Consider the following 26,355-nt stretch of genomic DNA (forward strand, 5'->3'; position numbering starts at 1 on the left):
AGCGAACCTTAACGCTCAGGCGAGGCGAGCGGCTTGGCCAGCACCAGATGCACCGTCCCGTGTCCCAGCCAAGGTTTCCAAAAAGCGCTACGCCGGGAAGCGATCAGGATAAACCCCTGTTTGGCGTACACCTTCAGGGCGACCTGATTTTCCAGCGTGGTTGACAGCTGTACGCCGCGCACGCCCAGCGCGTTCAGGCGCTCCAGGTAGCGTTCCAGCAGCGGGCGGCTCAGGCCAAAGCCCCGCGCTTCAGCAAGCAGGTTCAGGTGCAGGTGAGCTGGAAACACGTTCCAGTCGCCATGCGGCGAGGAAAGCAGCTGACCGCGTACAAAATAGGGGAGCGCGGGCCAGGGACGCCGGTAGCGCCCGGTCAGCAGACCCGGCAGCACGACGCCGAACACCACGCCCAGCACTGCCCGGGTGTAGACCGCCTGGTCAGGAGCGCCCAGAATGTAGCCCTCGACCTGTCCCCGGCGCTCGGCCACGAAGGCGACCCGGCCCGCGCCCGCAAAGTAGGGCCGCACCCATAGGTCGGCAAACAGCCGCTGATCCGGAAAATACCGCGCGGCACTCTCACCGAAAAACCCTGTCTGATACGCCACTTCCCCGATGGGCTGCTCGTCGGCGGGGGTGGCCTCCCGAATGGTGAATTCGGCGGCGTCAGGCAGCCCGTCAGGGGCCGACATCAGCCGTCTGTCCCGAACGGCCTTTCCGGCAGTTCCCCGCCCGTAAAACGCTTGGTCAGCCAGCGGTCAAAGCGGGCCATGTTGTCGGCCTGACGCTGGTACGCCCCATTGATGGCCCGTAGCCGTAGGTGCAGTCGCCGCAACTGCTCGTCGCTTAGGGGCACGTCCCCGCGCTGCCAGTCGCGGCGGTAGTAACCCGCGATGTCGTGGGTGGCGCGGCGCAGCACTACCATATCGCGGGCTTCCTCCAGGGTCATGCCCAGCGCCCGAAGGTCGATCAGGTCGCGCAGCAGCCGCAGCGAGTAAGGCCCGTACAGCGATCTCCCCGAGGCCGTTACCTGGTCGGGGGTCAGCAGCCCCAGTTCGGCGTAGTGCATAACGGTGCGGCGCGTGACCCCGGCTTCACGGGCCAGTTCCGCCGTCGTGAAAAAGCGGATGTCCGGACTGGCCCCGGACTTCAGTGCTAGGGGCTGAACACTCACGGAACGATAACCACCTTCCCGGTCACGCGCCGCTCCAGCAGATCGCGCATGGCCTGTGGGGCGCTCTCCAGCGAGTAGGTGCGGCTGACCAGCGGGCGCACCTTGCCTTCGCCGATCCAGGCAGCCAGCTGCGCCAGATGCGCGGCGTTGCCCCTGGAGTCACGTTTGGCGTACTCGCCCCAAAACACCCCGACCAGTGAAGCGCCCTTGAGCAGCGGCAGGTTCAGGGGCAGCTTGGGAATCTCACCGCCCGCAAACCCGATCACCAGATAACGGCCCTCCCAGGCAATTGAGCGGAAAGCCGCCTCGGCATACTGGCCGCCCACCGGGTCGAAAATCACATTCGGGCCTTTGCCGTCTGTCAGGGTCTTGAGGCGTTCACGCAGGTCCTCGCGGCTATACACAATAACCTCATCTGCGCCGTGATCACGGGCAATCTGCGCCTTTTCCCCGGTGCTGACCCCAGCGATCACCTTTGCACCAATGGCCTTGCCGATCATGACCGCCGCGAGGCCCACACCGCCCGCCGCGCCGAGTACGAACATGGTTTCGCCTGCCCGCAACTGGCCCCGGTCAAGAACCGCGTGCATAGACGTGCCGTAAGCCAGCGGCAGCCCGGCGGCAACCTCGAAGGGTAAGCCCTCGGGCAGCGGCATGACCACGGCGGCGGGGGCCCTAAGGTGCGAGGCAAACGCCCCGGTGCCGGTAAACGCCACCACCCGCTGACCGACCTGCAAGTGCCGCACGCCCTCGCCCACGGCGCTCACCACGCCCGATGCCTCGGCCCCGGGCACAAAGGGAAGGGGTGGTTTGATCTGGTACTGGCCCATGACCATCAGCGCGTCGGGGTAGTTCACGCCCGCTGCCCGGACTTCCATGACCACCTCACCAGGGCCGGGAACGGGGTCGGGCTGCTGCTGCACGCTCAGCGCTTCGGGCTGGTCGAATTTTTCACAGGTCAGGGCACGCATTGAAAACCTCCGGGTATAGGGGAAGAAGAGGCAGAAGAGAACAGCTCGAATGGCCTATATTAACGCCAACGTACACAATAGACGCACACGGAGAATCTACCCCCCTTCTCCCGCCTGCAAGGAGTTTAATCATGGCCCCCTTTCTGAGTAAACGCGACCTGCAATTTCAACTGTTCGAGGTGCTGGACACTGCCGGGCTGCCTCAGCGCTCCCGCTACGCCGATCACAGCTGCGAGGTCTACACCGATATTCTGAACCTTGCCTACAACGTGGCCGAGAAGTATTTTGCCAACCATACCCGCGCCGCCGACCTGAACGAGCCGCATATCGAAGGCGGTAAGGTCAAACTGGTGCCGGAAGCTAAGCAGGCCATGGACGCCTTCCGGGACGCCGGGTTTTTCAGCGCCCACCACGACGAGGAACTGGGCGGGTTGCAACTGCCCTGGGTGGTTATGCAGGCGGTGCAGGCGCACTTTCAGGCGGCCAACCCTGGAACGGCCAGCTATACCTTCCTGACCATCGGCAACGCCAATTTGCAGCGGGTGTTTGCCAGCCCCCAGCAGCAGGAAAAGTATATGCGTCCGCTGCTGGAAGGCCGCTGGTTCGGCACCATGGCCCTCTCCGAGCCACATGCCGGGTCCGGGCTGGCCGACATTACGACCACGGCGACGCTGCGTGAGGACGGCACCTACAGCCTCAGCGGTACCAAGATGTGGATTTCGGCGGGTGAACACGAACTGTCGGAAAATATCGTTCACTTGGTGCTGGCCCGTATGAGGGGCGCTCCGGCGGGGGTCAAGGGCATCAGCCTGTTTCTAGTTCCGCGTTACCGCATCGGCGTGGACGGCCGTGTCGGTCAGGGAGACGAGAAACAGAGTAATCATGTTGTACTGGCCGGGCTGAATCACAAGATGGGGCACCGGGGCACCACCAACACGCTGCTCAACTTTGGCGAGGGCGGCGAAACCATCGGCGAGATCGTGGGCGAACCGGGCCGAGGCTTGGCGCAGATGTTCTACATGATGAACGAGGCCCGCATTGGCGTGGGGATGGGAGCGGTCATGAGCGGCTACGCGGGCTATCTGGCGAGCTTAGACTACGCCCGTGACCGTGCCCAGGGCCGTCTGCCCAGCAACAAGGATCCGCACGCACCAGCCATTTCGATTATCGAACACGCCGACGTCAAACGGCTCCTGCTGCGCCAGAAGGTCTTTGTCGAGGGCGGTCTGGCGCTGGGGCTTTACGCTGCCTCGCTGGTCGACGATCTGAACACCGGCCCCGAAGTGCAGAAGGCTGACACCGCCTTGCTGCTTGACCTGCTGACGCCAATTGCCAAATCGTGGCCCAGCAAGTACAGCCAAGAAGCCCTCAGTGACGCGATTCAGGTGATGGGCGGCGCAGGCTACACCCGCGACTACCCAGTCGAAATGTACTACCGCGACAACCGCCTGAATCCCATCCACGAGGGCACCGAGGGCATTCAGGGCAACGACCTGCTGGGCCGCAAGCTGACGGCGGGCCAGGGCCGCGCCCTGGAAGTGCTGCTGGAGCGCGTCCAGACCGACCTGAAAGCCGCCGAGACTCTGGAAGGCACAACCGAGATTCGCGCCGCGCTGGCTCAGGCCATGCAGGACTGCACCGGGGCCATCCGGAGCATTCTGGGCAAGGCTGCTGGTCTTAGCCCCGACCTGTTTCTGGCGAACGCCAATAGCGCCCTGGAGATGGTAGGGCACACGGTTGTTGGCTGGATGTGGCTGCGCCAGGCGATGGCGGCGGCACGCGCCCTGGCGCAGGCAAGGGGAGACGGGCACTTTTACCGGGGCAAGTTACAGGCCGCTCGATTCTTTGCGGTCTACGAGCTGCCGAAAGTCAAACTGCACGCCGACCTGCTGGCAAGTGCCGACACGACCACCAGCGACATGCAGCCCGACTGGTTCTAATAGCGGCAGCGAACCGCGTTATCCGGCGACTTACCTACAGTCTGTACGACCTCTTTGCTTTCTGGGCCTGCTGCCTGGGCTTGCTTTCTGGGTCTGTCGTCCGCGTCCGCTTCTTGAGGCCCCGCAGCCCCGCAAAGCACTTACGAGGGGCAAGGATAGGCGGCGCACAGCATTCTTGTGGTGCTTGTGTCAATGGCCCTAAGCAAAGCGCTCCAGCTCGGGATGGGCCTTAAGCTGCTGAACCACTTTTTTGATGTCCTGGGTGCGGTCTTTGCGGACTACCAGCGTTACTTCATCGGCCCGCACCACCACCACATCCTCCAGGCCGATGGTGGCGATCAGGTCGTCGCCGTTGGTCGTATACAAGATCGCGCCCCCAGTGTCCAGGCCAACGTGGCGGCCCACCGACACGTTCTCGCCGTCACCCTTGAGTAACCTTTCCAGGGCATTCCAGTCGCCCAGATCGTCCCAGCCGAATTCCGCCGGAATCACCGCCACCTGGTCGGACTTTTCCAGAATCGCGTAATCGATGCTGATTTTGGTCAGGGTCGGAAAGACTTCGCGCACGGCGGCCGAGTTGTTGCCGGGCCGCGCGAACGCCCCAGCGAGCGCCTGATAAAGCTCGGGCTGATGCTGCTCGAAGGCCTGCAAGATAGCCTGCACTTTCCAGATGAACATGCCGCTGTTCCAGCTGAAGCCGCCCTGTTCGAGGAAGCCTCTGGCGGTCTGCTCGTCGGGTTTTTCGGTAAAGCGGTTCACCGCGTAGGTCGGCAATTCCCCGCCCAGCAGTTGCGTGCCCTGCTGGATGTACCCGTAGCCCGTCGCCGGAAATGCAGGGGTAATCCCGATGGTGACCAGCTTGCCTGTCGTCTCTGCGACCTCGATGGCCCGCTTGACCACCCGTTCAAACGCCTCGGGATCGGTAATGCGGTGATCTGCCGGAAACACGCCCATAATCGCGTCTAAGTCGGGCTGGTCACGCGCAATACGCAGCGCAGCATACAGCACTGCCGGGGCGGTGTCACGGGCAAGCGGCTCGACCACCAGGTTCTCCAGTGGCATGTCGGGCAACTGTTCGAGCACCTGCCCCCGGTACTCGTTGCCGGTCACGACCATAACGTTCTCAACCGTTCCACTAATCTGCTCCAGCCGGTCACTGGTCGCCTGTAACAGACTGCGCCCGGACTCGTCCAGCGTCAGAAACTGCTTGGGACGGTGACGCCGCGACAGAGGCCAGAAGCGCTCTCCACTGCCACCAGCCAGAATAACAGGAAGAAAATGGGTCATTGCAGACTCCTTGTAGTCAGCTCAGTTGAAGGAGTCAGGTCAGCTGAGAAGACCGTACACCGTGGGCGGCCCATATCCTTCCAAACCCTGGGCAATCCAGCTGCAGGGCTTTGTTTGTCAGGGGAGCTTTCTTCCCGCGGTATGCCAGTATGATTCACCGGGCTATTTTACATCCCGCCCTGCAAAGCAGCAGACAATTTCTGAAGAAAATGAAGGTATCTGGGGATTTTTACACCCTCCTGTCCTCATGTCCCAAGAGTCCATCAGCAAGATGAGAAGATTGGGAGCTCGGCTCACGATTAACATAGGAGTTGTGAAAGCTATCATTCCAGCCGCTGGCCTGGGGACCCGCCTACGACCACTGACCTTTACGCGTCCCAAGCCGGTCTTGAGGGTCGCTAATGAACCTATCATCCGCCACGCGATCAAAACGTTGCAGGAGGCCGGAATAGAGGAAATCGGTGTGGTCGTCTCGGACATGACCCGCGACGAGATTCAGCACGCGCTACGCAACGTCAAATCGCCCGCGATCACCCTGATCAATCAGCACGAGCAACTGGGCCTGGGCCACGCGGTACTGGTGGCCCGCGAGTGGGTCGGCGACAGCGATTTCTGCGTGTATCTGGGTGATAACCTGTTCGAATTCGGCGCCCAGCCTTTTATCCAGCGCTTTACCAAAGACCATCCCGATGCCCTGATCGCTCTGGTCGAAGTCGCGGACCCCACGGCCTTTGGCGTCGCCCGCATGGACGGCGAACGCATCTTGCAGCTGGTCGAAAAACCCAAAGTTCCGCCGAGTAACCTGGCGGTGGCCGGAATCTACTGCTTTACCCAAAGAATCTTTGACATTCTGGGTGTGCTAAAGCCCTCCGAGAGGGGAGAGTACGAGATCACCGACGCTATTCAGGCACTGATCGAAAGCGGCGGACAGGTCACCGGGCAACAAGTGCAGGGCTGGTGGAAGGACACGGGCCGCCCCGTCGACCTGCTCGACGCCAACCGCCTGCTGCTCGAGCGGGTGGTACCGGAAATCAAGGGAGAAGTGATCAATTCGCGGATTTCCGGGCGCGTCTCTATTCCAGCGAGCGCCAAAGTGGTGAATAGCAAGATCGTCGGGCCCGTACTGATCGGTGAAAACGTGGTGATCGAGGACGCTTATATCGGTCCCTTTACCAGCATTGGGCGCGATACCTCCATCCGCCATGCGGAAGTCGAGCACAGTGTTATCGACGCTGAGACGATCATCGAAAACCTCGACACGCGCCTTCAGGACTGCCTGATCGGTGTCCGGGCCCAGGTGCGTGGCGGGCGCAAGATTCCGCGCACGCACAAGCTGACCGTTTCGGACGCCAGCATCATCGAACTGGCCTGAACCCACGCCCCCGGACTTCACCTGGGGATCAACAGGTCTGTCTCTAGACCAACCGGGCCAGCCAGGAGTAGGCCAAAGGATGTCCAGGTGGGGATGAAGGGAGACTCTGCCGTCTGGCTTGGCCCAAAACGCTAGCCTGGATGTACCGAAATGCTGGCACAGACCGTTAGCCTGGGGTATGAAAATATTGGCGCGTTTAGCTTTTGCCCTTCTTTTAGCCTCCAGTTCCAGTCTGATGCAGGCCACGGCCTCCACGCCGACCCCCTCAACGCCGACGCCACCCCCGGCACACACGCTTTCGCATGTCTTTATCTTTGTGCTGGAAAATCATGGCACGGGCAGCGTTATCGGTAATCCCAGACTGCCAGCACTCAATCGCCTTGCCGCCCAGGGAGCGGTGGCGCTGAATAACCACGGCGTGACCCATCCCAGCCTACCCAACTACGTGGCCCTGCTGGCCGGAAGCAGTTTCGGCAGCCACAGCGACGACCCGAACCAGAAATTCAACGTGCCCAACCTGGCAGACCGCCTTGAGGCCGCTGGCCTGAACTGGAAAGGTTATTTTCAGGGCTTGCCCCGCGCCGGGTTCACAGGCGATTACGCCGGGCCGTTTTGGGTGTATGTCAAGCGCCACAACCCGTTTATGCTCTTTCCGTCGGTGGCCCAGAACCCCGCCCGGGCCGCTAATGTGGTGCCCTTAGACCAGCTGGAGCGGGATTTGCAGGCTGGTAAGGCCCCGACCTTCGCCCTGATCGTTCCGGACCTTTGCCATGACCTGCACCGCAACGTCAACTGCTTGGATCAGGCCCGGCTGGCGGCCAACGCCGACGCTTTTATCGCCAAATGGGTGAACGCCATCCGCAACAGCCCGGCCTGGGATGATCAGGCCGCCATCGTCATCACTTTCGACGAGGCCGAAGGCAGCGACAAGCGTGGGGGTGGCGGGCGTATTCCGGCCATCGTGCTGACCCGCTCCGGTCCACAGGGCTATTCAACCGAAACGAACTACAACCACTACAGTTTGTTGCGCACGCTGACCGATGCCTGGAACCTCGCGCCGCTGGGTGAAAGTGCCCAGGCTGTGCCCATGAACGAGATGTTCTTCAAATGAAACCAGCCCCCCCCATTCTGATTTACACGCCGGTGCCGGAAGCAGCCAGGGGGCCACGCCACAGGAGTTCGCTGAATCGACAGGGGTCATACAGGCTGGTTGTGCAGCCCATAAGACTGCTGAAACTGATTTCAGCGTCAGGTAGCTGATTGAAATCTTTGAAGGCTTACTGTACCTTTATCTGCACACCAATGGAAAACCTACTGCCTATTCTGACCGTATGGGGAACGCTTAACATCGCTCTTCTCGCTATCTGCCTAATCAGCGCTGGCCTGCGCTCAAAAGAACCTGCCTCCTGGGATAACGACTGACCGCCACAAAATTTCCCGAGTCCGTATGACTGGAGAATAGACCTCTTGCAAAAGTCACCCGGTTATTTTAATAAGGTTCGCCTCTACTCGCCCTGCTCGGCGAAAGCGGGGATGCGGGGCGGCCCGACCCCACTTTTGCAAGAGGTCTCTTGTTCCCTGCCCAAGGTGAACCCCGCGCTGAACTTAGAGCATTGTGCAAAAAGATGGTGCTCTTTTGACCATCTTTTTGCCGAGTGGAACGAGTGAAAAAAAAGAGCAGGACGTAGAATGAAGGGGGCGGCGGTGTTTTTCCGACGTGCCCATCATTCGGAGAACGGCTCTAACTGCACTAAACTGTAGCCGTGATTGATGTCCAGATGTGCTGGCAGCAGGTGTGCGCCGCCCTTGCCAGCGACCAGTACGACGTGGCCGTGACTATTCTTGACGCGGCCATGTCGGTAGCCCAGCCCGCCCAACGTGCCCGCCTCGCCCTTTACCTGGCCAGTGTCCAGTCGCTTTACGGCGAAACCGGGATGGCCGATGTGCAGTCGGCGTTGGCCCTGGCCCTCAGCAGTGACGCGGCCCTCGGCGCCGACCCGCTGTACCAGGCACTGGCCAGCGAGCAAGCCGCCCGCCGGGGCGAGACCGTCGAGGTTCCGATTGAACTGCGGCAAGCGGCAGACCCCCTGACCCGTTTTCACGCCTTTTGCACCCTGAATCTTATGATGTTGCCGCAAGAAGCCCTGGAAATTGATCTGCCGGTGGCCGAACTGCCCGAGCACCTGCGCTGGCGGCTACGTTCCTGGCAGGCCGACGCCCAGGAGTCACTCGGCCAGACCCAGGACGCCGCCCACCTGTACGCGGAAGCGGCCCACCTGACCCGTGGCCCTAACCGCGCAGTGATGCTTCAGGAACAGTCGGCGCTGCTGCTTAACCTGTCCCAGCCCGAGGAAGCCCGCCGCCTGCTGGAACAGGCCCGCGCCCTGTACACGGGCCGTGATCCCGAAGAAGGACTGAATCTGGCGACGTGGTACTACCTTCAGGCCCAGGTAACGCTGCAACTGGGCCAGCCCGAGGACGCCTTCAAGGAAATTCAGGAAGCCGCCCGTCTCGAAAAGCTGGGGGGCGAGAACAGTTACGGCGTGGCGCTGGTGCGCGGTCAGGTTCTGCTTCACCTGGGGCAGCATGAAAAGGCGCTGGTGGCCTTCGAGGAAGCGCTGCGCCTCGCTTCGGACGGTGACCGCCCGTATGCCAACCACGAACTGGGGGTCGCCCTGCTGGATTTAGACCGCCCGGTGGAAGCCCGCGAGAAACTGGAAAGTGTCTTGCAGGAACCGGGCTATCCTTATATTCCTGAAGTCATGGCCGACATTGCCGAGTGCGATTACCGCCTGGGACGTCTGGCCGAGGCCCAGCAGGGCGCGGAACAGGCGCTGGCGCAGGGTGCGGTGGTGCCTGCCAGTCTGGTGCTGGGCAACGTGGCACTCGACTACTATCACCTCGAAGACGCGCTGGAGCACTACGAGCGCGTGGTGCAGGAGGCCGCCCCCGAAAGCCGCGACTGGGTGATCGGTCACCAGATGGCCGCCGACGTGATGGCGCAGCAGGGCTTTCTGAACCCCGCGCTGGCCTATGCCCACGCCCAGCAGGCCCTGGCACACACCCCCGAAAGTGATGACTGGTACGTTACTTTGCAAGATCACCTTCGCAAAGCCGAGGAACTGCTGGGTCATTCCGGGGGACGCACGCTTAATTGACGCTGGTTTCGATCACAGGCCGAGTTCAAAAGGTCTGGTCATGGTTCGCTCCTTGCGTTGCACAACATGGTGCCAGCCAGCGCGTCAGAATCACGGTGTCGTGGTCGGTGATCGCGTGCCCGGCATTCAGGCGGCGGTCTTCGAGATCAGCTCCCAGCTTCCGTAGCAGCGGAGCAATGGCTTCCCCGAACGGGGCGTAAGGGTCGTCTACGCCGTGCAAGAGCAAGACAGGCAAGCTGTTCAGGATGGTGGTCAGCGGCCCATTCAGCGGCGTACCCAGTGGCTCATCGACCGGGAGCGTCGGGCGAAGCAGCGCCGCGCCCGCCAGCAGGCCAGGGCGGCAAAGCAGCAGCGCCAGCCCAAGCTCTGCACCGTTGCCGTGGCCCAGCAGCACGGTTCGGGTCGGGTTCAGTCCGTACTGCTCGGTGGCCCCGGCCAGAAACGCCGCCAGCGCCTCCGCCTCGCCCCACACCTGTGGCTGGTCGTAATCTGCCGCGCCAAAACGGCGAAAATAGCGCGGTACGCCCTCTTCCAGCGAACGCCCCCGCACGCCCAGCAGATTGGCCTCCGGGGCCACCTCCCGACCGAGGGCGAGCAGTTGCGTTTCGTCGCCGCCCGTACTGTGAAGCAGCAGCAGGGTCAGGTCGCCAGAACCGCGCTTCAGAGAGTGAATCCACCCCTTATCTGCGCCGCCCTGATCTGTCCAGCCCGTTTTAGGCCCGCCGTGGTTAGGCAATTTTTTCGGCCCCGTAGACGTGGCTGGGCGTTTCGTACTCGTTCTGCGCCGCAATAAGTTGAATTTCGCGGGTGCCGAGCTGGTGGGTGATCTCTAGCAGGGCGTACAGGGCGCTCATACTGAGGCTCAGGGCGCGGGGGACGCTGCCCGATTTGAGGTAGTGGCCGTAGAACAGCGCGGCAATGGCGTCGCCGGTACCGTTGCGGGGCGGGTCGAGCGCAAGCATGGGGGTGCGGCACAGCCACGCGCCCTCGCCCGTGACCGCCAGTGTTTCGATCTGCCCTTCCGGCGCGTCCGAGCGCACCAGGCTGGTGACCACGACGATGCGCGGCCCCGCCGGGTTCAGGCGTTCGCGCAGGGCTTGCGCGGCACTCAGGGCAGCGTCCAGCGTGTCAGTTTTGCGCCCGGTCAGTAGTTCCAGCTCGAACTGGTTAGGAGTCACGATGTCGGCGGCGGGAATCGCCTGCGCGGCGATCAGTTCGGGCAGTTCTGGGCGCACGAACACGCCGCGCCCCACGTCGCCCATCACCGGGTCGCAGCAGTACAGCGCCCCCGGATTCACCCCCCGCACCCGCCGCACCGCCGAAACGACCTCGGCCACGGTGCCTTCCGACCCCATATAGCCGCTCAGGACACCGTGGCAGCCCGCCAGTGCGCCGCGAGCCTCAATGCCGTCGAGCAGTTCCCCGACCTGTTGCGCCGGGAACACGGTGCCCGTCCACGCGCCGTAGCCAGTGTGGTTGCTGAACTGCACGGTGTTGATGGCCCAGACCTCGAAGCCCAGGCGTTGCAGAGGAAAGGTGGCGGCGGCGTTGCCGACGTGCCCGTAGCTCACCCATGACTGGATGCTGAGGAGGTTGAGAGGTAGGGCCGGGGCGCGAAGATTACCTGACGTCATGCCCGACAGGATATTCCGTGAACCGGTCGGTGGGCGGGGCCGTGGCCGCACGGTAACCTTCGCGCCCGCCTATCAGCCGGTAGACGCCGTAGACCCAGGCCAGGCCCGCCAGTGCCCCGGCCAGCACGTCGGTGGGGTAATGCACGCCCAGCACCAGCCGCGAAAAGCACATGCTAAGCGTGTACAGCACGCCAAACACCAGCACCGGCCAGCGCCAGGGGGTACGCCAGGCCAGCACAGTCAGCACAGTCATCAGGGCGGCGGCGAACATGCTGTGTCCGCTGGGAAACGAGGGGCCATTTTCGACGACCACGCGGGGCCACAGCTCGGGACGGGCGCGGTGAAAAAATACCTTCATGAGGCCGTTGAGCACCACTGCCCCACCCAGCCCGACCAGCGAGAACAGGGCGAGGTAATGCTGGCGCAGCAGCCAAAGCGTCACTGGAATCAGCACGAACACGCTGCCCATAACCACCGGCCCGCCGAGGTGGTGCAGGAACACGCTGAAGTGCAGCAGGGCCGGAGTGGTGTGGGCGTGCACCATTTGCATCAGCGGCGTCTCGAAGACGAAGCGCTGTTTTTCAAAGAGGTCCTCGGCAATCTCACCGACGATAAAAAGCGGAACCACGACCAGCAGGAGCAGGCTGAGCAGATGAAAAGGATGGGGAGGACGCGGTGAAGACATATCGGAGCAGTATGCTGCGCCCCGCAGCCGCCTGGCTTCATCCATTGGTAGTAGTTGGTCTGCTGCAACGCTTCAGGCAGGCTCTTAACTTATACGGACTTTGCGGTGTGGAGCCGCAGTCCGTATCAGGACAGGGAAAACCTGAAATGGGCCGTGTGATACGCACTGCCCTTTGTTTCGTTAAAACCCGCGGTATCTGATTAGCGGCTGAGGCTGGCCAAGACCTCAACAGGGTCTTGACCGCGCAGGCGGGCAGTCTCTACGACCGACTTGATTCGCATGTGTGCTTCTGCGCCCCGTTTGTTCTTGCTGCACTGGGAGACTTTGCGGGTGATGACCACCCGCCGCAATTGCCGCTCTGCGGCATTGTTCGTCGGTGGAATCTCCGGTTTTTCCAGAAAGTGCAACAATCGTCCTTTCTCCTGTTGCTTCCATAACCCTGCTCTGAGACGCTCACTTTCCGGGGTTCGGAGATCTGTTCGGCTCAGCAGACGGTGAATTCGCCCCTTCACCAATCTCCCTCGATATCGAAACTGCCGCTCTGTCGTCTTCCCCTGTTGAAAGTCCCGATGGACTTTCAGTGCGTCCTGCACGTTCTCCTTCAGTCTCATCAGGTAAGCCAGTCCCTGTCCGGCCCGTCCTTTCACCTGAGCCGCGACATCACTGATGTTGCGAACGACGTGCGCCAGGCACTTCTGCTGACTCATCCCTGCGAACTGCTTTGCGTCGTACACGCTGTAACGGTCGCACACCAGCGTTCCCTGAAACTCGTCTCCCAACACGGCTCGCAATTCAGCGGACGTATGCTGCGGATTCACCTTGAACAGCGCCACATCTGTACTCCGGTAGGCCCCGACCCATGCCTGTTCACCACCGATGCGCCAACCCGTGTCGTCATGATGGATATAGCCCGCCTGCCGGAGTTGCTTCTCCAGTTCCAGCACATGATTCGCCAGTGGACTTCCATCCCCAGCAAGCCGCGATGCGGCTTGACTGATCGCACTCTGGGTCAACCGCAGACCCAGGAGCAGCTCCAAAACGCGGGGCAGTTTCCGCTCTGACACCGCCACTTCATGCCGGATGGTGTGGATGGTCGCTTCCAAGCGAGGCCCGATCCGGTGAGCGGTCGCACCCCACTGGCCCGCTTGCAGGTCAGGATGCTCCCCACGAATCTTCTTGCCGCACTTTGGACAAAGAACAATGGGGACGTTGTAAACGGTCACTTCAACGCGGGGCAGGACAGGCAACTCCGTCACGCTGGCCTTTTCGAAGTGGCTCAAGGTCAACTCGCCGGTGAAGTTGCAGGCTGGACAAAGGTTGGGAAGCTCGACATCGACCTCGTTCGTCACGAAGTCTGGAGCGTCCTTACGGGTGAACTGACCCTGTCCGGATTTTCGACCAGGTTTCTGAGGAGCGACGTACTTATTTTTCTTGCGCTCCAGGTCACTGATGCGCTTCTTTAGCCGGGTGTTCTCTTCGCGGAGCGCCTTGTTCTCGGCTTCCAGTTCCTGAACCCGCTGGGTGAGCTGCTGAACTTGAGACTGGAGTTGGCGGATCGTGTCCATCAGTTCTGTGACCGTTGGCGTCTCCGTCATGCCCTCAGCATACCTGCTTCAGTGCTAGGGGGAGGGCCGCTAATCAGATACAACCCGCGCATACCGGCCCGCAAGGGCGCCGGGGGGTCAACTCCACGCCCGAAATCCAGTTGGCCCCCGCTCAGGCCCGGAAACTGATCGGCCCGAATTCCTTTTCCCACAGGTCGGCTTTGCTGTGTACGCCCGCCAGGTCTAGGGGCGTGGTTCCGCTGAGGTGCAGCGTCCAACCGGATTTGTGCTTTTCCAGTCCTTCGATGCGTACGTTGCCGGTATGCGCCCGGTCGAGGCCGTCGGCGACGCGCAAAATGGCGGCCAGCTGTGACAGCAGGTGACGTTCGGCAGGTGCCAGCGCCATATAGTCGCCGTGAGCCGCTCTGGGCAGGCTGCGGCGGTGGTAACGGGCGGTCAGCGCAATCAGTTCGATGTCACGTGGGCTGAATCCCCGCAGGCCAGAGTTCCGGATCAGGTAGGCGCTGTGCTTGTGGTGCCCGCTCTGCGAGACAATCTGGCCACTTTCATGCAGTGCGGCGGCGGCGGTCAGCAGGCTGCGGGCGTCACCGGGAAAGGCTTCGCCGTGCTGGGTGAGGGCGTCCAGCAGTTGCCGGGAGAGTTCCGCGACCTGCTGGGCGTGCGCCAGATTGACGCCGTAGCGCTCGGCGGTCGCCAGTACGCTGCGCTGCCGGGGGCTGAGGCCGCTGCTAAAGGATTCAAAGCGTGAGAGTTCCTCGGTCAGCATCCCCTCGCGCAGCGCCCCCTCACTGACGGTCAGCTGCACGGCTCCCAGCAGCTCCAGGGCGCTGCACAGCACGGTCAGCCCCGCAACGATGGTGTCGAGGCGCCTTTCGAGGCCGCGTATCCTGGGCCGCAGCGCCGGTTTGGTTCGCACGACCCGGTGCAAAAGTCCCTGAAGGTCGGCGAGGGTAAAGCGTACCCCGTTGATGCTCTGGGTACTTTCACCGCGTGCGGCGGCAATGGCTTGGGCGGCCGCTTCGGCGGTGCCGCTGGACAGAAAAAAGTTAATCTGTTCTTGTCCCCGCGCTGTTCCCCGGAACTGCGGCAGGTAGGGCGTAAGCTGCTGCTCGACCGCCGAGCGCAGCGCCTGGAGTTCGCTACTGTGCCCTACCCCGCCCGGAACGTAATGCCGGGTCATGCGAATGCTGCCCAGCGGCAGGCTCAGCACGTCACGCGCCTGCTGCTCGTCGCCGCGTACCAGTTCCAGGCTGCCGCCCCCCAGGTCGAGCAGCACGTTGTCCGGCCCCAACTCCACACTGTGCGCGACCCCCAAGTAGGTCAGTTCGCCCTCGCGCTCGCCGCTGATAATCGCCGGGTAGATGCCGGTGCGCTCCAGCATCCGCTGCGCGACCTCGGTGCCGTTGGGGGCTTCACGCAGGGCGCTGGTCGCGTACACCCGCACGTCCCCGACGCCCGCCCCACGGGCCAGTTCGCGGAAATGAGTCAGTGCCGAGGCCAGCCGGTCCTCGCCCTCGGGGGTCAGGTTGCCCCCGGCGTCCAGGCACTCACCCAGCCGGGTGCGGTCCTTGAGCGAGTCGAGCACGCGGTAACTGCCTTCTTGCGCTTCAGCGATCAGCAGATGACTCGAATTTGTTCCCACATCGGCGACGGCGACCCTCATGGCCTTTAGGATAGCGGTTTGGGGCGGGGGATCAGGCCCGGCTTATAGGGGAATGGCTGCGCCTGATGCAGAACCAAGGCTGACGGCGGCCTCATGCAGCGCAGCACCCGTGAAGGGGCCTGCCCGCTTCTTGAGCAGAACGGCACCCATGAAGGGGCCTGCTCGCCCCCCACTGCGGGCAAAATTGAGCGCAGTCCGTAGTAGACCCTTATGCTTTTAGACCCCTAGACCGTCTGCACTGCCGACTTTTGCAAAGAGGGCTATTCAGTGCCATGCCTCGCCGGGCAGCGCCTTTTGCAGAGCCTCGATCACCTTTTTACGGCTGATGTGGTAGCCGATAAAAATCAGTTCGTTGGGTGCGCCCGCCTGGGGCGTGGCCGGGGTCGTCTCGACCCGCGAGCGTACCGCCTGCACCGCGTACCGCCCGCCCGAATCGTCGCTGACGAAGCCCTTGACCCGCAGCACCGGGAACACCCGGGCCACGTTTTGCACGGTGCGTACCAGTTCAGACAGGTTCTGCGCCGCGTCGCTGGTCAGGCGGAAGGACTGCCAGCCCGGATCGTGCTCGTGAAAGTGCTGGTGGGTGCTCATGCTGTGCAGGTGGGCGTCGAGGTCGCCGTGCGAGTGCCCGTCGAGCGTGGTGTGGTCATGCAACGGCTGAGCCAGGTCGCCGGGTGCGCCGCTGACCGGGGCCTGATGCGTGACGCTGCGGCGGCTGCCGTGCAGGTTGAGGCCCAGCGTGAGCTGCGTATCGAGCACCGCGCCATATGCCAGTTCCAGGAACCGCACGCGGGGAGCGCGGTAACGCACGTCGGCCTCGGCTTGCAGCAGGTCGCCCTCGCCCAGGTCGTCGATCTTGTTGAGCACCGCCACGTCGGCATATTCCAGCTGGGCATCGAACACGCGGGCGGCGGCCTCGTCGCGCTCGGCCCCGAAGTCGCCCGCCAGCAGCAGCGGCGTATCGACCACGACCAGCGTGGCGTCGAGCAGAAAGTCATCGGCGAACTCGGGGCTTTCGAGTGTGACCATCACGGCAGTCGGCACGGCGAGGCCGCTCGTCTCGATCAGGACATGGTCGAAGGTGTGCCGCCGCGCCGCGAGCGCCCGCAGCGTGCGGGTAAAGTCGTCGCCCTCGCCGCCGTAGGCCAGCAGGCCGCCATGAACGTCGTGCAGTTCGACGCCCTGCTCGCGCACGTCGAGCAGCGGGCCGTCGATGCTAACCTCGCCGAATTCGTTGACGATCACCGCCAGCGTGCGGTCGTGGGTCTGGTTGAGCAGGTTTTGCAGCAGCGTGGTTTTTCCGCTGCCCAGAAAACCGGTGACGATGGTAACGGGCGTTTTAAGGTGATGCTGGGTCATGGTCAGGTTCCTTTACTGCTTCCCGTGTGAAAGTCGCGGAGCAACCGGGTTTAGAGCATTTTGCAAAAAGATGGCGGCTCTTTTTACCCTCTTTTTGCCGAGTGGAACGAGTGAAACAGAAAGGGCGGGACGTAGAATAAAGGGGGCGGCGGTGTGTGTCCGACGTGCCCATCATTCGGAGAACTGCTCTAATCCACATTCCGAATGAATCTGGTTATTTTGGAACAACTACTCAGCGCATAAATGGGGGGAATGAGACAGGAAGGGGCCTGCCCGCGCCCCAATTGCACCAGAATTGAGCGGAATCTGTATAAGGGCAAGAGTCTCGCTGAAGAAGGACAGTCATCCTCTCTGCTTCCTGTAAAGGCCGAAATCCCCCCTGTTCCCGCCGGAAATTACCAGACGCCTGAAGTCTAAGCGAGAGCTTGAAGGGCAGTCTGTACAGCGCTGAACTCACTCAGCGCCCCGGGCAGCGGCGCGGGCCGACGAATAACGATGAGCGGTATGCCCAGCTCGCGGGCGGCCCCGATCTTGGCTCCCAGGCCCCCGGCCTCGCCGCTGTCCTTGGTCACGACGGCGCCGATGTTCCAGGCCCGCCACTGCGCGACGTTGAACTCGCGTGAGAACGGCCCCACGGCGGCGCAGAGGTGATCGGGTTTTATGCCCAGTTCAAGCGCCTGCTCGATGACTTTGGGCTGAGGCGTCAGGCGCACGAACACCTCGGCGCTGGGAGCCTCCCGCAGGAAAGTGCCCAGATCTTTACTCCCGGTTGCCAGAAAGACCCGGCCATAACGCGGCGCGGCCTGCGCCGCCGCTTGCATGTCGTCTACCAGTTCCAGGCCGCTTAGATCGTCCGGCAGACTGCCGGGGCGCTCGTAGCGCAAGTAGGGCAGGCCCAGTTCGGTGCTCAGGTCGCGCAGCTGCGCGGTGATGGCCTGGGCGTAGGGGTGGGTGGCGTCCACCACCGCTCTGGCCCCGACGAGGGCGCGGCGGCGGGCTTCGGCTCCGGCGGGGCCGCTGTACTGGCGTAGGTTAGGGTGCTGCGGGGCCAGGGCCGCGCCCAGTTCGGTGGCGGCGCTCAGCACAACTTGTTCTCCGGTTTCGGCCAGTTGCCGGGCCAGCGCGTTGCCGTCGCCCGTGCCGCTGAAGACCCACACGGCGTTTTCGGGGGCGGCAAAGGCGGAGGGCTGGCTGGCCTGAGCGGTCTGAGCGTCCTGCTCCGGTGCTTCCTGCTGCCAGTCGTTGTAGCCGCGTGGGGTGTACATCCAGCGGCCCTTCGTCGCCGTAAAGCGGTTGCCGATGACGATGGTAGTCAGCATGTCGAATTTCTGGTTCAGCAGCTCGCCCAGCGTCGTCACCCGCACGTCCTGATCCTCGCGGTAAGCATTGCGAACCACGCCGCAGACCGTCTCCGGTTCCTTGTGTTCCAGCATTAGCCGCAGCACGCGGTACACCCCTTCCTGGCGTGCCCGGCTCTGCACGTTATACAGCACGCAGGCGAGGTCGGCCTGGGCAATGTGGGTGGCCCGGTGCTCGATCCACTCCCAGGGGCACAACAGGTCGGACAGGCTCAGGGTGGCGAAATCGTGCGTCAGCGGCGACCCCAGCAGTGAGGCGCAGGCCGTGGCGGAAGTGATGCCGGGAATGACCTCGACCCCGAAGTCCGGCTGCTCGGGCAGGTCCTCGAACACCAGTCCCGCCATCGCGTAGATGCCGATGTCCCCACTGCTGACCAGCGCCACGCGCTTGCCTTCCCGCGCCTTTTGAATGGCGAGTTCGGCGCGGTATTTTTCCTGCGTCAGCGGGGGTGTCAGCAGTTCCTGGGTAGTCAGCAGGGGCCGTACCCAGGTCAGGTAGAGGTCGTAGGCCACGATCACCTCGGCTTCCTGTAAGGCCCGCCGCGCCCGTTCGGGCACCAGTTCCAGCGTGCCGGGGCCGACCGACACCAGACTGAGTTTTCCTTTCATGGTTGCCACCTTTCATCTTCGGCGCGGTCTTCAACCACGGCTACCGTCACGCCATTCAGGGCCGTTTTGGGAACGATCAGCCGCCCGCGCGGGCTGGCGATCAGGGCGCAGGGTTCGCACACGCCTGGCAGCCCAACACTCTGCTGCACCCACTCGCTGGCCGCCGTGACCCAGGGCCGCGCCGCGATGTCCTGGGCCGCCACAACGCGCAGCGGCAGGGCGTACTGCTCGCAAAAGGCCAGCAGGCCCGCTTCATTCGCCTTGAGGTCAACCGTCGCCACCTCACGCACCTCGGTTAAGTTTCTTGCTGCCAGTGCGTGCAGCACGGCGTTTTCGACCTGTTCCAGACTGACCCCGCGCCGCGCCCCAATGCCCAGCGTCAGCGGTTTGACGGTCTCGGTGGCGGTCGTGATCACCGGCACCGCGCCGGTCAGGCGGGCGACCCGGTAGGCCAGCGCGTTGCCGCCGCCCTCGTGCCCGCCCAGCAGCGCCACCGCGAACCGCGCCGCGTCGTCGAGAACGACCACTGCCGGGTCGGTGTGCTTGCTGCGGGGCAGTCCGGCCACGAAGCGCGTGGCGATGCCCACGGCCCCAATCATGACCCAGGCCCGCACACTGGCGAACGCGGCGCCAAAGGCCCCCCGCTGCGGCGTGCCCGCTTCCCAGGGGCGAAACAGCGTGCCCCCAAGCCCGCCGGTCAGGTGCTCGGCCAGGGCCAACGTCTCACGTCTTATGGGCCAGATACCCACGGCCTCAGTCATTCCGGCTCACTGGCTTCTCCCTTTTCGGCGCGGCGAAAGCGGTGGGCGTAGGCCGGGTCGTACAGGCGGCTGACCTCCTGCATGTCGCCGGGGTCGGCCAGCGCGGGGCTGACCAGCAGCATGGTCGTCAGTGCCCACTCGCTCAGCTTTAGCCCCTCGAGCAGCTGCCCCAGCGGCGCGGCGTGGCGGCGCTCCTCGGGCTGGGTGGCCCGCTGAATTAGCGCGGCGGGCGTTTCGGGGGGGTAGTGTTTCAGCAGTTCGGCAATGTTGGCCTCCAGCTGGCTCCCCCCCAGGAACACGCACAGGCTGGCCCGGTGCGCCGCCAGACTCGCCAGATTTTCGGCGTCTGGTACGGGGCTGGCCCGGCCCGAGGCGCGGGTCAGGATAATGGTCTGGGTCACGCCGGGCCGCGTCAGCTCCGCGCCCAAAGTGGCCGCCGACGCCGTGAAGCTGCTTACGCCCGGCACCACGTCGTAATCAATCCCCATTTCCCGCAGCGCCCGCATCTGCTCGGCGGTGGCCCCGTAGATCGCCGGGTCGCCGGAATGCACCCGCGCCACCTTCAGGCCCTCGCGCCCGGCCCGCCTGTACACCGCCACCTGCTCGGTGAGGTTCAGGCCCGCCGTATTCAGTTTTTCGGCGTCCGGGCGGGCGTGTTCCAGCACCGCCTCCGGCACCAGCGACCCCGCGTACAGGATAAGGTCGGCCTCTGCCAGCCGCTTAGCGCCCCGCCTGGTGATGAGATCAGGTGCGCCTGGGCCAGCGCCGATGAACGACACGTGCGCCCCGCTCTCCCGCTTATTGTTCGGACTGGAGACCGGGGCCGTTAAAGGCAGCCCCTGCACTTCATTCAAAAGGCTCCGGGCGGCCTGACGTGAACATCCCACCCGTGCGTGAAATTCGGAGTCGAACCAGTGGTCGTGTTCCATATCGTTTGCGTCGGACATCAGCTCAAGAGCATTGAGCAGTCCATTGGAAAGGACAGCGAGTTGCTCCGAACTTAACTCGACGACTAGAGTTGATGAATCAGCTTGAGCGATCAGTTTCAAGAAAACCTCCGGGGCTTTGTTTTGCGAATAAGCAGCACGCTGAGATAACCGAGTTGTTCGGCGTCGGGCACACTGGAAAGGGAAGGCAACACCACCTCTCCGCCCAGGCCCAGGCGGTGGGCCAGGGCGCAGTGTTCGCTGATTCCCAGTTCGCGCAGCACTTCCAGCACGGCGCTAAGGCGCCTGCCAACCTTCATCAGCACGACCACATCGTTGGCGCGGATGTCGGCGGCCAGCGTGGACACGTCGTCGGGGCAGGGCAAAATCAGCACCCGCTCCTTGCCTTCGCCCAGTGAAAAGCCAGCTCTAGCCGCCGCCGCCGCGTAACTGGTCACGCCCGGCAGCACCGTTTGCGGCAGTTCCGGGGCCTCGCGCCGCAGCGCCGCCACCAGATAGCCCAGCGTGCTGTAGGTCATCGCGTCACCGATGGTCAGGTAAGCGACCCGCTGGCCCTGGCGTCCGAGCGCGGCGATTTCGCGGGCCAGGCCCGCGTAGTGATGGCCTATGCGGGCGTCGTCGCCGTCCATATTGAACTCGATTTCGCGCACCCGGCTATGGTCGAAGTCCAGGTCGCGCAGGGCTTCGAGGGCCACCGAAGCCGCCGACACCCGCGAACGCGGCGCATAGATGTGATCGGCGTTTTGCAGCGCCTCCAGCGCCGCGACGGGCAATAGCCCCGCAGGCCCCGGCCCCACGCCCAGGCCATAGAAGTGGCCGCTGGCGGTTCTTTTTTCTGTGTCAGTCATCGAATCCTTCCTGGCTGCTCGCCTCGGCCAGCGGCGTGCCGTCCAGCGTGAACAGGGCCACCTGAACCCGCTGGACGGCGGGCGCACGCTGCCTCAGCGCCCTGGCAATTTGCTGCGCGACGGCGTACCACACAGCTTTTCTCTGGGAATGTCCGGCCAGCCATTCGGCGCAGGCCTCTACCGTGTTGGCGGCGGCGAGGTGGCGCACGGTGTCGGCGTCGAGTCCTAGCCCGGCAGCTACCCGCGCAACCGCGTTCATCGCCATGCCGCTGTGGCCGCTGTGGGTGTTCCAGTCGCCGTTAAGCACTTTTGCCAGCTTGCCGGGATGTCCCGCGACCAGCAGCAGCGGCAGGGGATAGTCCAGTTCGGTCAGGGTGCCTTGCAAGGTGTCCAGCGCCGTGCCCACAAAATTGCTGATCTGAACGATGTCCTGCCGCGCTACGCTCAGCGTGTCGCAGGCGTAGTCGCGCCCCAGTTTGCCCGGCGTGAACACGATGGCCGGGGGCCGCGTGTAGGCCGCTACCCGCACATACACCTCCACCGAGGCGGCGTAGGCTTCCAGACTCATCGGCTCAACGAGGCCGGTGGTGCCCAGGATACTGATGCCGCCCAGAATGCCCAGGCGCGGATTGAAGGTCTTGCGGGCAATCGCCTCGCCGTTTACGCAGCCCACCGTCACGCTGAACTGCGCGTGCCCGGCAACTTCGGCGGCGGCCCGGCGCAGCATGGCGCGTGGCCCCGGATTGATGGCCGCCTCGCCCACCGGCACCCGGATGCCCGGCGCAGTGACGGTGCCCACGCCCTCACCCGCGTGAAACGTCATGGCCTGCCCCGGCGTCGGCTGCGCCCGTACCCAGAGGGTCGCCCGGTGAGTCGCGTCGGGGTCGTCGCCACCGTCCTTGACAACTTCAGCGTAAGCGCCCGTGTCGGTCAGGCGCACGTTCTGCACGGCAATTCTGAGGCGTCCGGCGTCGTCTGGCAGGGTCACATCTACCTCGCCCGGCGTCCGGCCCGTGTGCAGCAGCGTCAGCGCCGCCTTGAGGGCCGCTGTCGCCGCGCTGCCGGTCGTAAAGCCGCGCCGCAGGCCGTTGGCGGCAGGCACGCTAAGGTCAATGGTCGGTAGGTCAGTCATCAGGCAATTGGTTATTAGAGATTGGGCGGCGATCATTGCTCCGCAGCCGAAGTGGTCTGCCCAGCGTTTCCCGGCTGGGTCAGCGCAGCCAGACGGTTTTGCGCCTCGATCATGCAGGCGTTGACCACGCTGCTGGCCCACGGACTGCCGCCCCGGTAGCCCGCGTTGGTGATGCGCGGCACGCTGAGGGCCGCCCGCAGTGCCGCCTTGCTTTCCACCGTGCCTACGAAGCCCACCGGCAGACCGATGACCAGTCCGGGCCGCCAGCGCCGCTCACGAATCAGGCGCACAGCCTCGAAAATGGCGGTGGGCGCGTCGCCAATCGCCACGATGCAGTCGTTGCCGAACTTCTCGTAGGCCCGCCGGATGCCCGCCGCCGAGCGCGTCATTCCGGCTTCGGCGCTCAGCAGGTGCGTTTCGGTGTCGTGAACCCCGCACCAGACCTGCACCCCCAGCCTAGCCAGCACCTCGCGCTTGAGGCCGCTCTGCACCATCGTCACGTCAGTAACTACCGTCAGTCCGCGCAAAATCGCGTTCACCCCCGCTTCGACGGCGCCCGGCGAGAAATAGAGGTCGGGCACGATGTCGGGGTCGCCCGCCGTATGCACCAGCCGCTGCATGGCGTAGCGGCTCTCGGTGGGCACCCGCGACCAGTCGTACAGACCCCCGATGATCTCGAACGACTGCGCCTCGATAGGGTGCGGCACGTAAAACGGCATGACCTTGCGCTCCGGCGCGGGTTTATCTGGCCCCAGCAGCCCGCGCACACCGCCGTGGTGCCCGATCTGCGGCTGGCCCTGCGCCGCCTCGTAGCCGATGACCTGCACGCGGTATTTGCACAGCGAACAGTTCATGTGCCCCTGCCCGTGAATTCCCTCGTGCGCCCGCTCCAGGAACACCCGCGCCACCTTCTCGTGCGGCCCGAGGTGCCCGGCGCTGGCCCACTGCACGCCCGGCCAGCGCTCGGCCCCAGCCGCCACCGCTTCCCGCACCCGCCGCGCCAGCAGGCCATCGAACAAGAGATAAGGAAAGACGATCACACGCTTAAATTGCCCGCCATTGGCCTGCGCCAGCGCCGCTGCCCGCGCCAGTCCGGTGGGCAGGTCGGGTTTGGCCGTGCCGCTGTAGCACACCGCGCTGGCCCCGTAGCCCAGCCCTTCTTCCAGAAAACGGGCCAGTTTCTGAATGTCGCCGTTGGCGTCCGGGTCAGTGGTGCCGCGCCCAACCACCAGCAGCAGTGTTTCGTCGCGCCGCACCTCACCGCGTGCGCGTTCAGCGGCCCCCTCGGCCTCGACCAGCCGTTCGCGGCAGACTTCCAGCAGCAGCGGGTGCAGGTCCATCGCCGCGCCGTAGTGGAAGGTGACTTCGGGATGCTCCCGGCGCAGCAGATTAAGTTCGCTGGGCAGGTCATTCTTAGCGTGGGTGGCGGCCAGCAGCACGCCCGGCACCAGCACGATCTCCCGTGCCCCCATCGCCACTGCTTCCCGCGCCGCCTCGTCGATGGTGGGGGTATTGAATTCCAGAAACCCGTGGGTCATCACGCGCCCCGGTTGCAGGGCCTTGACCTGGGCGATCAGTTCCTCGAACTGCGCCTTGCTCGCCGGATCGCGGCTGCCGTGGGCGGCAAAAACAATGGCGTAGTCGCTGTCGGTGGCAGGCAGGGAAAGTCCTGGCGCGGCGCTCACGCTTCCCCCTCCAGTCCGGTTGGCAGCGGCGTCAGCGGGCGCACCAGCATAATGCTCATGTCGCTGAAGTCGCGCGTTTCCAGTTCGGTCAGGCTGCCCTGCCAGTCGGCCTCGGCCCGCGTCAGGTTCTCCCACACGGCGACCCGGTGCGCCGGATTCGCGCCGCTCGCTAGCAGGTACGCGGCAATGTCTCTAGGCATAAAGTCCCATGGGCGCGGAATGATGATGGCCCCGCGCCCCGCCGCAAGCACCTCGCGCAGGTGGGCCTTGAACGGCCCGAGGTCGCCCCGGCGGTGAAAGGTAAAAAAGGTCGTCTCATCGAAGCACACCCGCTCCTTGCTTGCCAGAATCTGGGCGCTGGAGATGCCCGGCACCGCCTCGACCCGCTGCCCGCAGGCCGTTTCGACCCGTTCCAGAAATTGAAACCCGCTGAAATGGATGTCGCCCATAAAAACCACCACACAGTTTTTGTCCGCGTGGTGCAGCTGCGCGACTTCCGCGAGCCGGGCCACCTGATCTTTGTACCCCATGGTAATAATCTGGGCCGACCCGGAGATCAGCGGGCGAACCACGTCGACCACGGCGCCGAACCCGGCGACCACATCAGCTTCTGCGATCAGCCGCGCTCCCTTCTGGGTCAGGTAGTCGAGGTGGCCGGGGCCTGCTCCGACGCAGACGATCATGCAGGCACCCGGTCATGAAATGGGCAGATGGACATAAGAACGCTCCAGGGTCGCGGTGCATTGGGGGCGGCAGGCGGGGGCACGGCAGGAAAAAACCCGCTCTGGCCGGGGCCGGAAGCGGGCACGAAAGGTCGTGGCTGCTGGTACGTGGCCCTCTTGATTCAGCGAGAGGTGCGGCCCTGCCCGGAAAAAAAGCGGAGGGCGGGCCGCGTTCCTGAGAGGCATTCGGACTCACAAACCGGATTTAGGCCAAATGTACGGGCCAGGTCTGTATTACCGCTGCGCGACAGTGCCGGAATCTCACCGGACTTCCCCAGGCTCAGGTGGGTGCAGGTTAGCAGAAGTCCGGGCAGGGTGGCCCCCCGGCAGCTGGGCTGTCTGGCTGAGGCCCGCCTGATACGGACTCCCCTCCATTTCGCCCGGATTGAATCCAGGACGGCCCGGTTTCAATCGGCAGTCCGCAGGAGGGCCACGGCAATTGCACATTGTCGCGCCAGCGTTCAGAATGTACGTGTACGTAAATTTTGCATTCGCCCGAACTTCTTGCCCGGAGGTTACCCATGAGCGTTTTTCGTTCCATCTGGTTGACTCTATGAGCACCCTTTCCGTCACCGATTTACAGGCCCGCGCCGGGCAAGAAATTGCCCTGTCCGGCTGGGTGCAGATTACCCAGGAGCGCGTCAATGCCTTTGCCGACGCGACAGGTGACCACCAGTTCATCCACGTGGACCCCGAAAAAGCCGCGCAGGGGCCGTTCGGTGGCCCGATTGCCCACGGGTTTCTGGTGCTCTCGATGCTGGCCGGGGATTTTACCAACGCGGGTGGCCTGCCCGAAATTAAGGGGGGGCACCTGACCGTGAATTACGGACTGAACAGGGTGCGTTTTGTCGCGCCGGTACGGGTTGGCAGCCGCTTGCGCAATCACGCCGTGCTGGGGGCCGCCGAGCCGGGCAAAGGGTACGTTCAGATTACCGTGCAGAACACCATAGAGATTGAGGGTGAGGAAAAACCCGCCTGCATCGCCGAAACCGTGTTCCGGATGTACACCCAGGAGACCGCATGAGCCAGCCGACCAGCCCCGCCGAAATGCTCGCCTACGCCAACAGCGTCATTGCCATTCAGACCTTCTCGACACTGGTGGGGGCGCAGTTCACCAGTATTAGCGCCACCGAAGCCGTGCTGCACGTGCCCCTGCGCGACGACCTGCGCCAGCATCACGGCTTTGCCCACGGTGGATTAATCGCCACGATGGCCGACATCGGCCTAACCTTTATGGGCGCGATGGCCCTTGGCCCCAACGTGCTGACCAGCGAGTACAAGATCAACTTTCTGCGCCCCGGCACCGGCGACGAACTGGTGGCGCGTTCCAGCGTGATTAGCAGCAGCAGGCGGCAGGCCGTGACCCGCTGCGACATCTTCGCGGTGGCGGGCGGCCAGGAAAAACTGGTTGCCACGGCGCTAGGCACCATCGTCAAGTCTGAGGCCGAGCCGGTCAAGGGCGCAGAAATGCTCAGAAGCGGGACTTTCTAG

The 26,355-nt window shown here is 63.9% G+C and carries 23 protein-coding genes and 1 riboswitch; of the genes, 6 read left to right on the forward strand and 17 right to left on the reverse strand.

Annotation, left to right across the window (positions count from 1 at the left end; translation table 11 throughout):
* Nucleotides 1-8 precede the first annotated feature (8 nt).
* The 3 genes from QZ269_RS00585 to QZ269_RS00595 are packed head-to-tail and all read right to left on the reverse strand — an operon-like array spanning nt 9 to nt 2,139.
* On the reverse strand, nt 9-686 hold the full coding sequence (locus QZ269_RS00585) for a GNAT family N-acetyltransferase (protein ID WP_291423177.1): 678 nt from the start codon (nt 684-686) through the stop codon (nt 9-11).
* Nucleotides 686-1,168 carry a MerR family transcriptional regulator gene (locus tag QZ269_RS00590; RefSeq protein ID WP_291423179.1) on the reverse strand — a complete coding sequence of 161 codons (483 nt, stop codon included), beginning with the start codon at nt 1,166-1,168 and terminating at the stop codon, nt 686-688. The genes QZ269_RS00585 and QZ269_RS00590 overlap by 1 nt, the downstream gene beginning before the upstream one ends.
* Nucleotides 1,165-2,139 carry an NADPH:quinone oxidoreductase family protein gene (locus QZ269_RS00595; RefSeq protein ID WP_291423181.1) on the reverse strand — a complete coding sequence of 325 codons (975 nt, stop codon included), beginning with the start codon at nt 2,137-2,139 and terminating at the stop codon, nt 1,165-1,167. The genes QZ269_RS00590 and QZ269_RS00595 overlap by 4 nt, the downstream gene beginning before the upstream one ends.
* Before the next feature lie 131 nt (nt 2,140-2,270).
* On the opposite strand from QZ269_RS00595, the gene QZ269_RS00600 reads away from it, so the two are divergent.
* Entirely contained in the window at nt 2,271-4,079 is a 1,809-nt protein-coding gene (locus tag QZ269_RS00600; RefSeq protein WP_291423184.1) for an acyl-CoA dehydrogenase, read from the forward strand.
* A 198-nt stretch (nt 4,080-4,277) separates the two neighbouring features.
* On the opposite strand, the gene QZ269_RS00605 is transcribed toward QZ269_RS00600, so the two are convergent.
* The gene (locus tag QZ269_RS00605) at nt 4,278-5,366 is read right to left on the reverse strand and encodes a mannose-1-phosphate guanylyltransferase (RefSeq protein ID WP_291423185.1); all 1,089 of its coding nucleotides are present in this window, start codon (nt 5,364-5,366) and stop codon (nt 4,278-4,280) included.
* Nucleotides 5,367-5,679: 313 nt separating this feature from the next.
* Here QZ269_RS00605 and QZ269_RS00610 point away from each other — a divergent pair, with 313 nt between their 5' ends.
* The 3 genes from QZ269_RS00610 (at nt 5,680) to QZ269_RS00620 (ending at nt 9,896) form a co-directional block, all read left to right on the forward strand.
* Complete coding sequence (locus QZ269_RS00610; RefSeq protein ID WP_291423187.1) at nt 5,680-6,738, forward strand: glucose-1-phosphate thymidylyltransferase; 1,059 nt, start codon at nt 5,680-5,682, stop codon at nt 6,736-6,738.
* Nucleotides 6,739-6,973: 235 nt separating this feature from the next.
* Nucleotides 6,974-7,849, forward strand: a complete 876-nt coding sequence (locus QZ269_RS00615) for an alkaline phosphatase family protein (protein ID WP_291423189.1) — start codon at nt 6,974-6,976, stop codon at nt 7,847-7,849.
* A gap of 652 nt (nt 7,850-8,501) precedes the next feature.
* Nucleotides 8,502-9,896 (forward strand): hypothetical protein, encoded by a 1,395-nt coding sequence (locus QZ269_RS00620; RefSeq protein ID WP_291423191.1) that lies wholly within the window; start codon nt 8,502-8,504, stop codon nt 9,894-9,896.
* Between the two features lie 25 nt (nt 9,897-9,921).
* Here QZ269_RS00620 and QZ269_RS00625 read toward each other — a convergent pair whose 3' ends face one another.
* The 13 genes from QZ269_RS00625 to QZ269_RS00685 form a co-directional block, all read right to left on the reverse strand.
* Nucleotides 9,922-10,632 carry an alpha/beta hydrolase gene (locus QZ269_RS00625; protein ID WP_291423193.1) on the reverse strand — a complete coding sequence of 237 codons (711 nt, stop codon included), beginning with the start codon at nt 10,630-10,632 and terminating at the stop codon, nt 9,922-9,924.
* A complete protein-coding gene (gene pdxY / locus QZ269_RS00630) occupies nt 10,625-11,530 on the reverse strand; it encodes a pyridoxal kinase (RefSeq protein ID WP_291423195.1) in 906 nt (301 codons plus the stop codon). The genes QZ269_RS00625 and pdxY overlap by 8 nt, the downstream gene beginning before the upstream one ends.
* The gene (locus QZ269_RS00635; protein WP_291423197.1) at nt 11,517-12,215 is read right to left on the reverse strand and encodes a phosphatase PAP2 family protein; all 699 of its coding nucleotides are present in this window, start codon (nt 12,213-12,215) and stop codon (nt 11,517-11,519) included. The genes pdxY and QZ269_RS00635 overlap by 14 nt, the downstream gene beginning before the upstream one ends.
* Nucleotides 12,216-12,415: 200 nt before the next feature.
* Nucleotides 12,416-13,810 carry an IS66 family transposase gene (locus tag QZ269_RS00640; RefSeq protein ID WP_291423199.1) on the reverse strand — a complete coding sequence of 465 codons (1,395 nt, stop codon included), beginning with the start codon at nt 13,808-13,810 and terminating at the stop codon, nt 12,416-12,418.
* A 121-nt stretch (nt 13,811-13,931) separates the two neighbouring features.
* Nucleotides 13,932-15,443 (reverse strand): Ppx/GppA phosphatase family protein, encoded by a 1,512-nt coding sequence (locus tag QZ269_RS00645; protein ID WP_291423201.1) that lies wholly within the window; start codon nt 15,441-15,443, stop codon nt 13,932-13,934.
* Nucleotides 15,444-15,707: 264 nt separating this feature from the next.
* Nucleotides 15,708-16,802: a GTP-binding protein gene (locus QZ269_RS00650; protein WP_291423204.1), complete on the reverse strand. Its 1,095-nt coding sequence runs from the start codon at nt 16,800-16,802 to the stop codon at nt 15,708-15,710.
* Between the two features lie 413 nt (nt 16,803-17,215).
* A complete protein-coding gene (gene cobJ, locus QZ269_RS00655) occupies nt 17,216-18,769 on the reverse strand; it encodes a precorrin-3B C(17)-methyltransferase (protein ID WP_291423206.1) in 1,554 nt (517 codons plus the stop codon).
* Nucleotides 18,766-19,530, reverse strand: a complete 765-nt coding sequence (locus QZ269_RS00660) for a cobalamin biosynthesis protein (protein ID WP_291423208.1) — start codon at nt 19,528-19,530, stop codon at nt 18,766-18,768. The genes cobJ and QZ269_RS00660 overlap by 4 nt, the downstream gene beginning before the upstream one ends.
* Nucleotides 19,527-20,477 (reverse strand): precorrin-4 C(11)-methyltransferase, encoded by a 951-nt coding sequence (cobM, locus tag QZ269_RS00665; protein WP_291423210.1) that lies wholly within the window; start codon nt 20,475-20,477, stop codon nt 19,527-19,529. The genes QZ269_RS00660 and cobM overlap by 4 nt, the downstream gene beginning before the upstream one ends.
* 98 nt (nt 20,478-20,575) lie before the next feature.
* Nucleotides 20,576-21,325 carry a precorrin-2 C(20)-methyltransferase gene (gene cobI, locus QZ269_RS00670; RefSeq protein WP_291423212.1) on the reverse strand — a complete coding sequence of 250 codons (750 nt, stop codon included), beginning with the start codon at nt 21,323-21,325 and terminating at the stop codon, nt 20,576-20,578.
* Nucleotides 21,318-22,457 (reverse strand): cobalt-precorrin-5B (C(1))-methyltransferase CbiD, encoded by a 1,140-nt coding sequence (gene cbiD, locus QZ269_RS00675; protein WP_291423214.1) that lies wholly within the window; start codon nt 22,455-22,457, stop codon nt 21,318-21,320. The genes cobI and cbiD overlap by 8 nt, the downstream gene beginning before the upstream one ends.
* 32 nt (nt 22,458-22,489) lie before the next feature.
* Nucleotides 22,490-24,142, reverse strand: a complete 1,653-nt coding sequence (locus tag QZ269_RS00680) for a precorrin-8X methylmutase (protein ID WP_291423216.1) — start codon at nt 24,140-24,142, stop codon at nt 22,490-22,492.
* Nucleotides 24,139-24,825 (reverse strand): cobalt-precorrin-7 (C(5))-methyltransferase, encoded by a 687-nt coding sequence (locus QZ269_RS00685; RefSeq protein ID WP_291423218.1) that lies wholly within the window; start codon nt 24,823-24,825, stop codon nt 24,139-24,141. The genes QZ269_RS00680 and QZ269_RS00685 overlap by 4 nt, the downstream gene beginning before the upstream one ends.
* Before the next feature lie 198 nt (nt 24,826-25,023).
* Nucleotides 25,024-25,164: riboswitch (cobalamin riboswitch) on the reverse strand.
* A gap of 253 nt (nt 25,165-25,417) precedes the next feature.
* On the opposite strand from QZ269_RS00685, the gene QZ269_RS00690 reads away from it, so the two are divergent.
* Together QZ269_RS00690 and QZ269_RS00695 are read left to right on the forward strand one after the other, a co-directional pair.
* The gene (locus QZ269_RS00690; protein ID WP_291423220.1) at nt 25,418-25,888 is read left to right on the forward strand and encodes a MaoC family dehydratase; all 471 of its coding nucleotides are present in this window, start codon (nt 25,418-25,420) and stop codon (nt 25,886-25,888) included.
* Complete coding sequence (locus tag QZ269_RS00695) at nt 25,885-26,355, forward strand: PaaI family thioesterase (protein WP_291423222.1); 471 nt, start codon at nt 25,885-25,887, stop codon at nt 26,353-26,355. Before QZ269_RS00690 ends, QZ269_RS00695 begins: the two co-directional genes overlap by 4 nt.

The sequence above is a fragment of the Deinococcus sp. genome (genome assembly GCF_018260405.1).
GTDB lineage: Bacteria > Deinococcota > Deinococci > Deinococcales > Deinococcaceae > Deinococcus.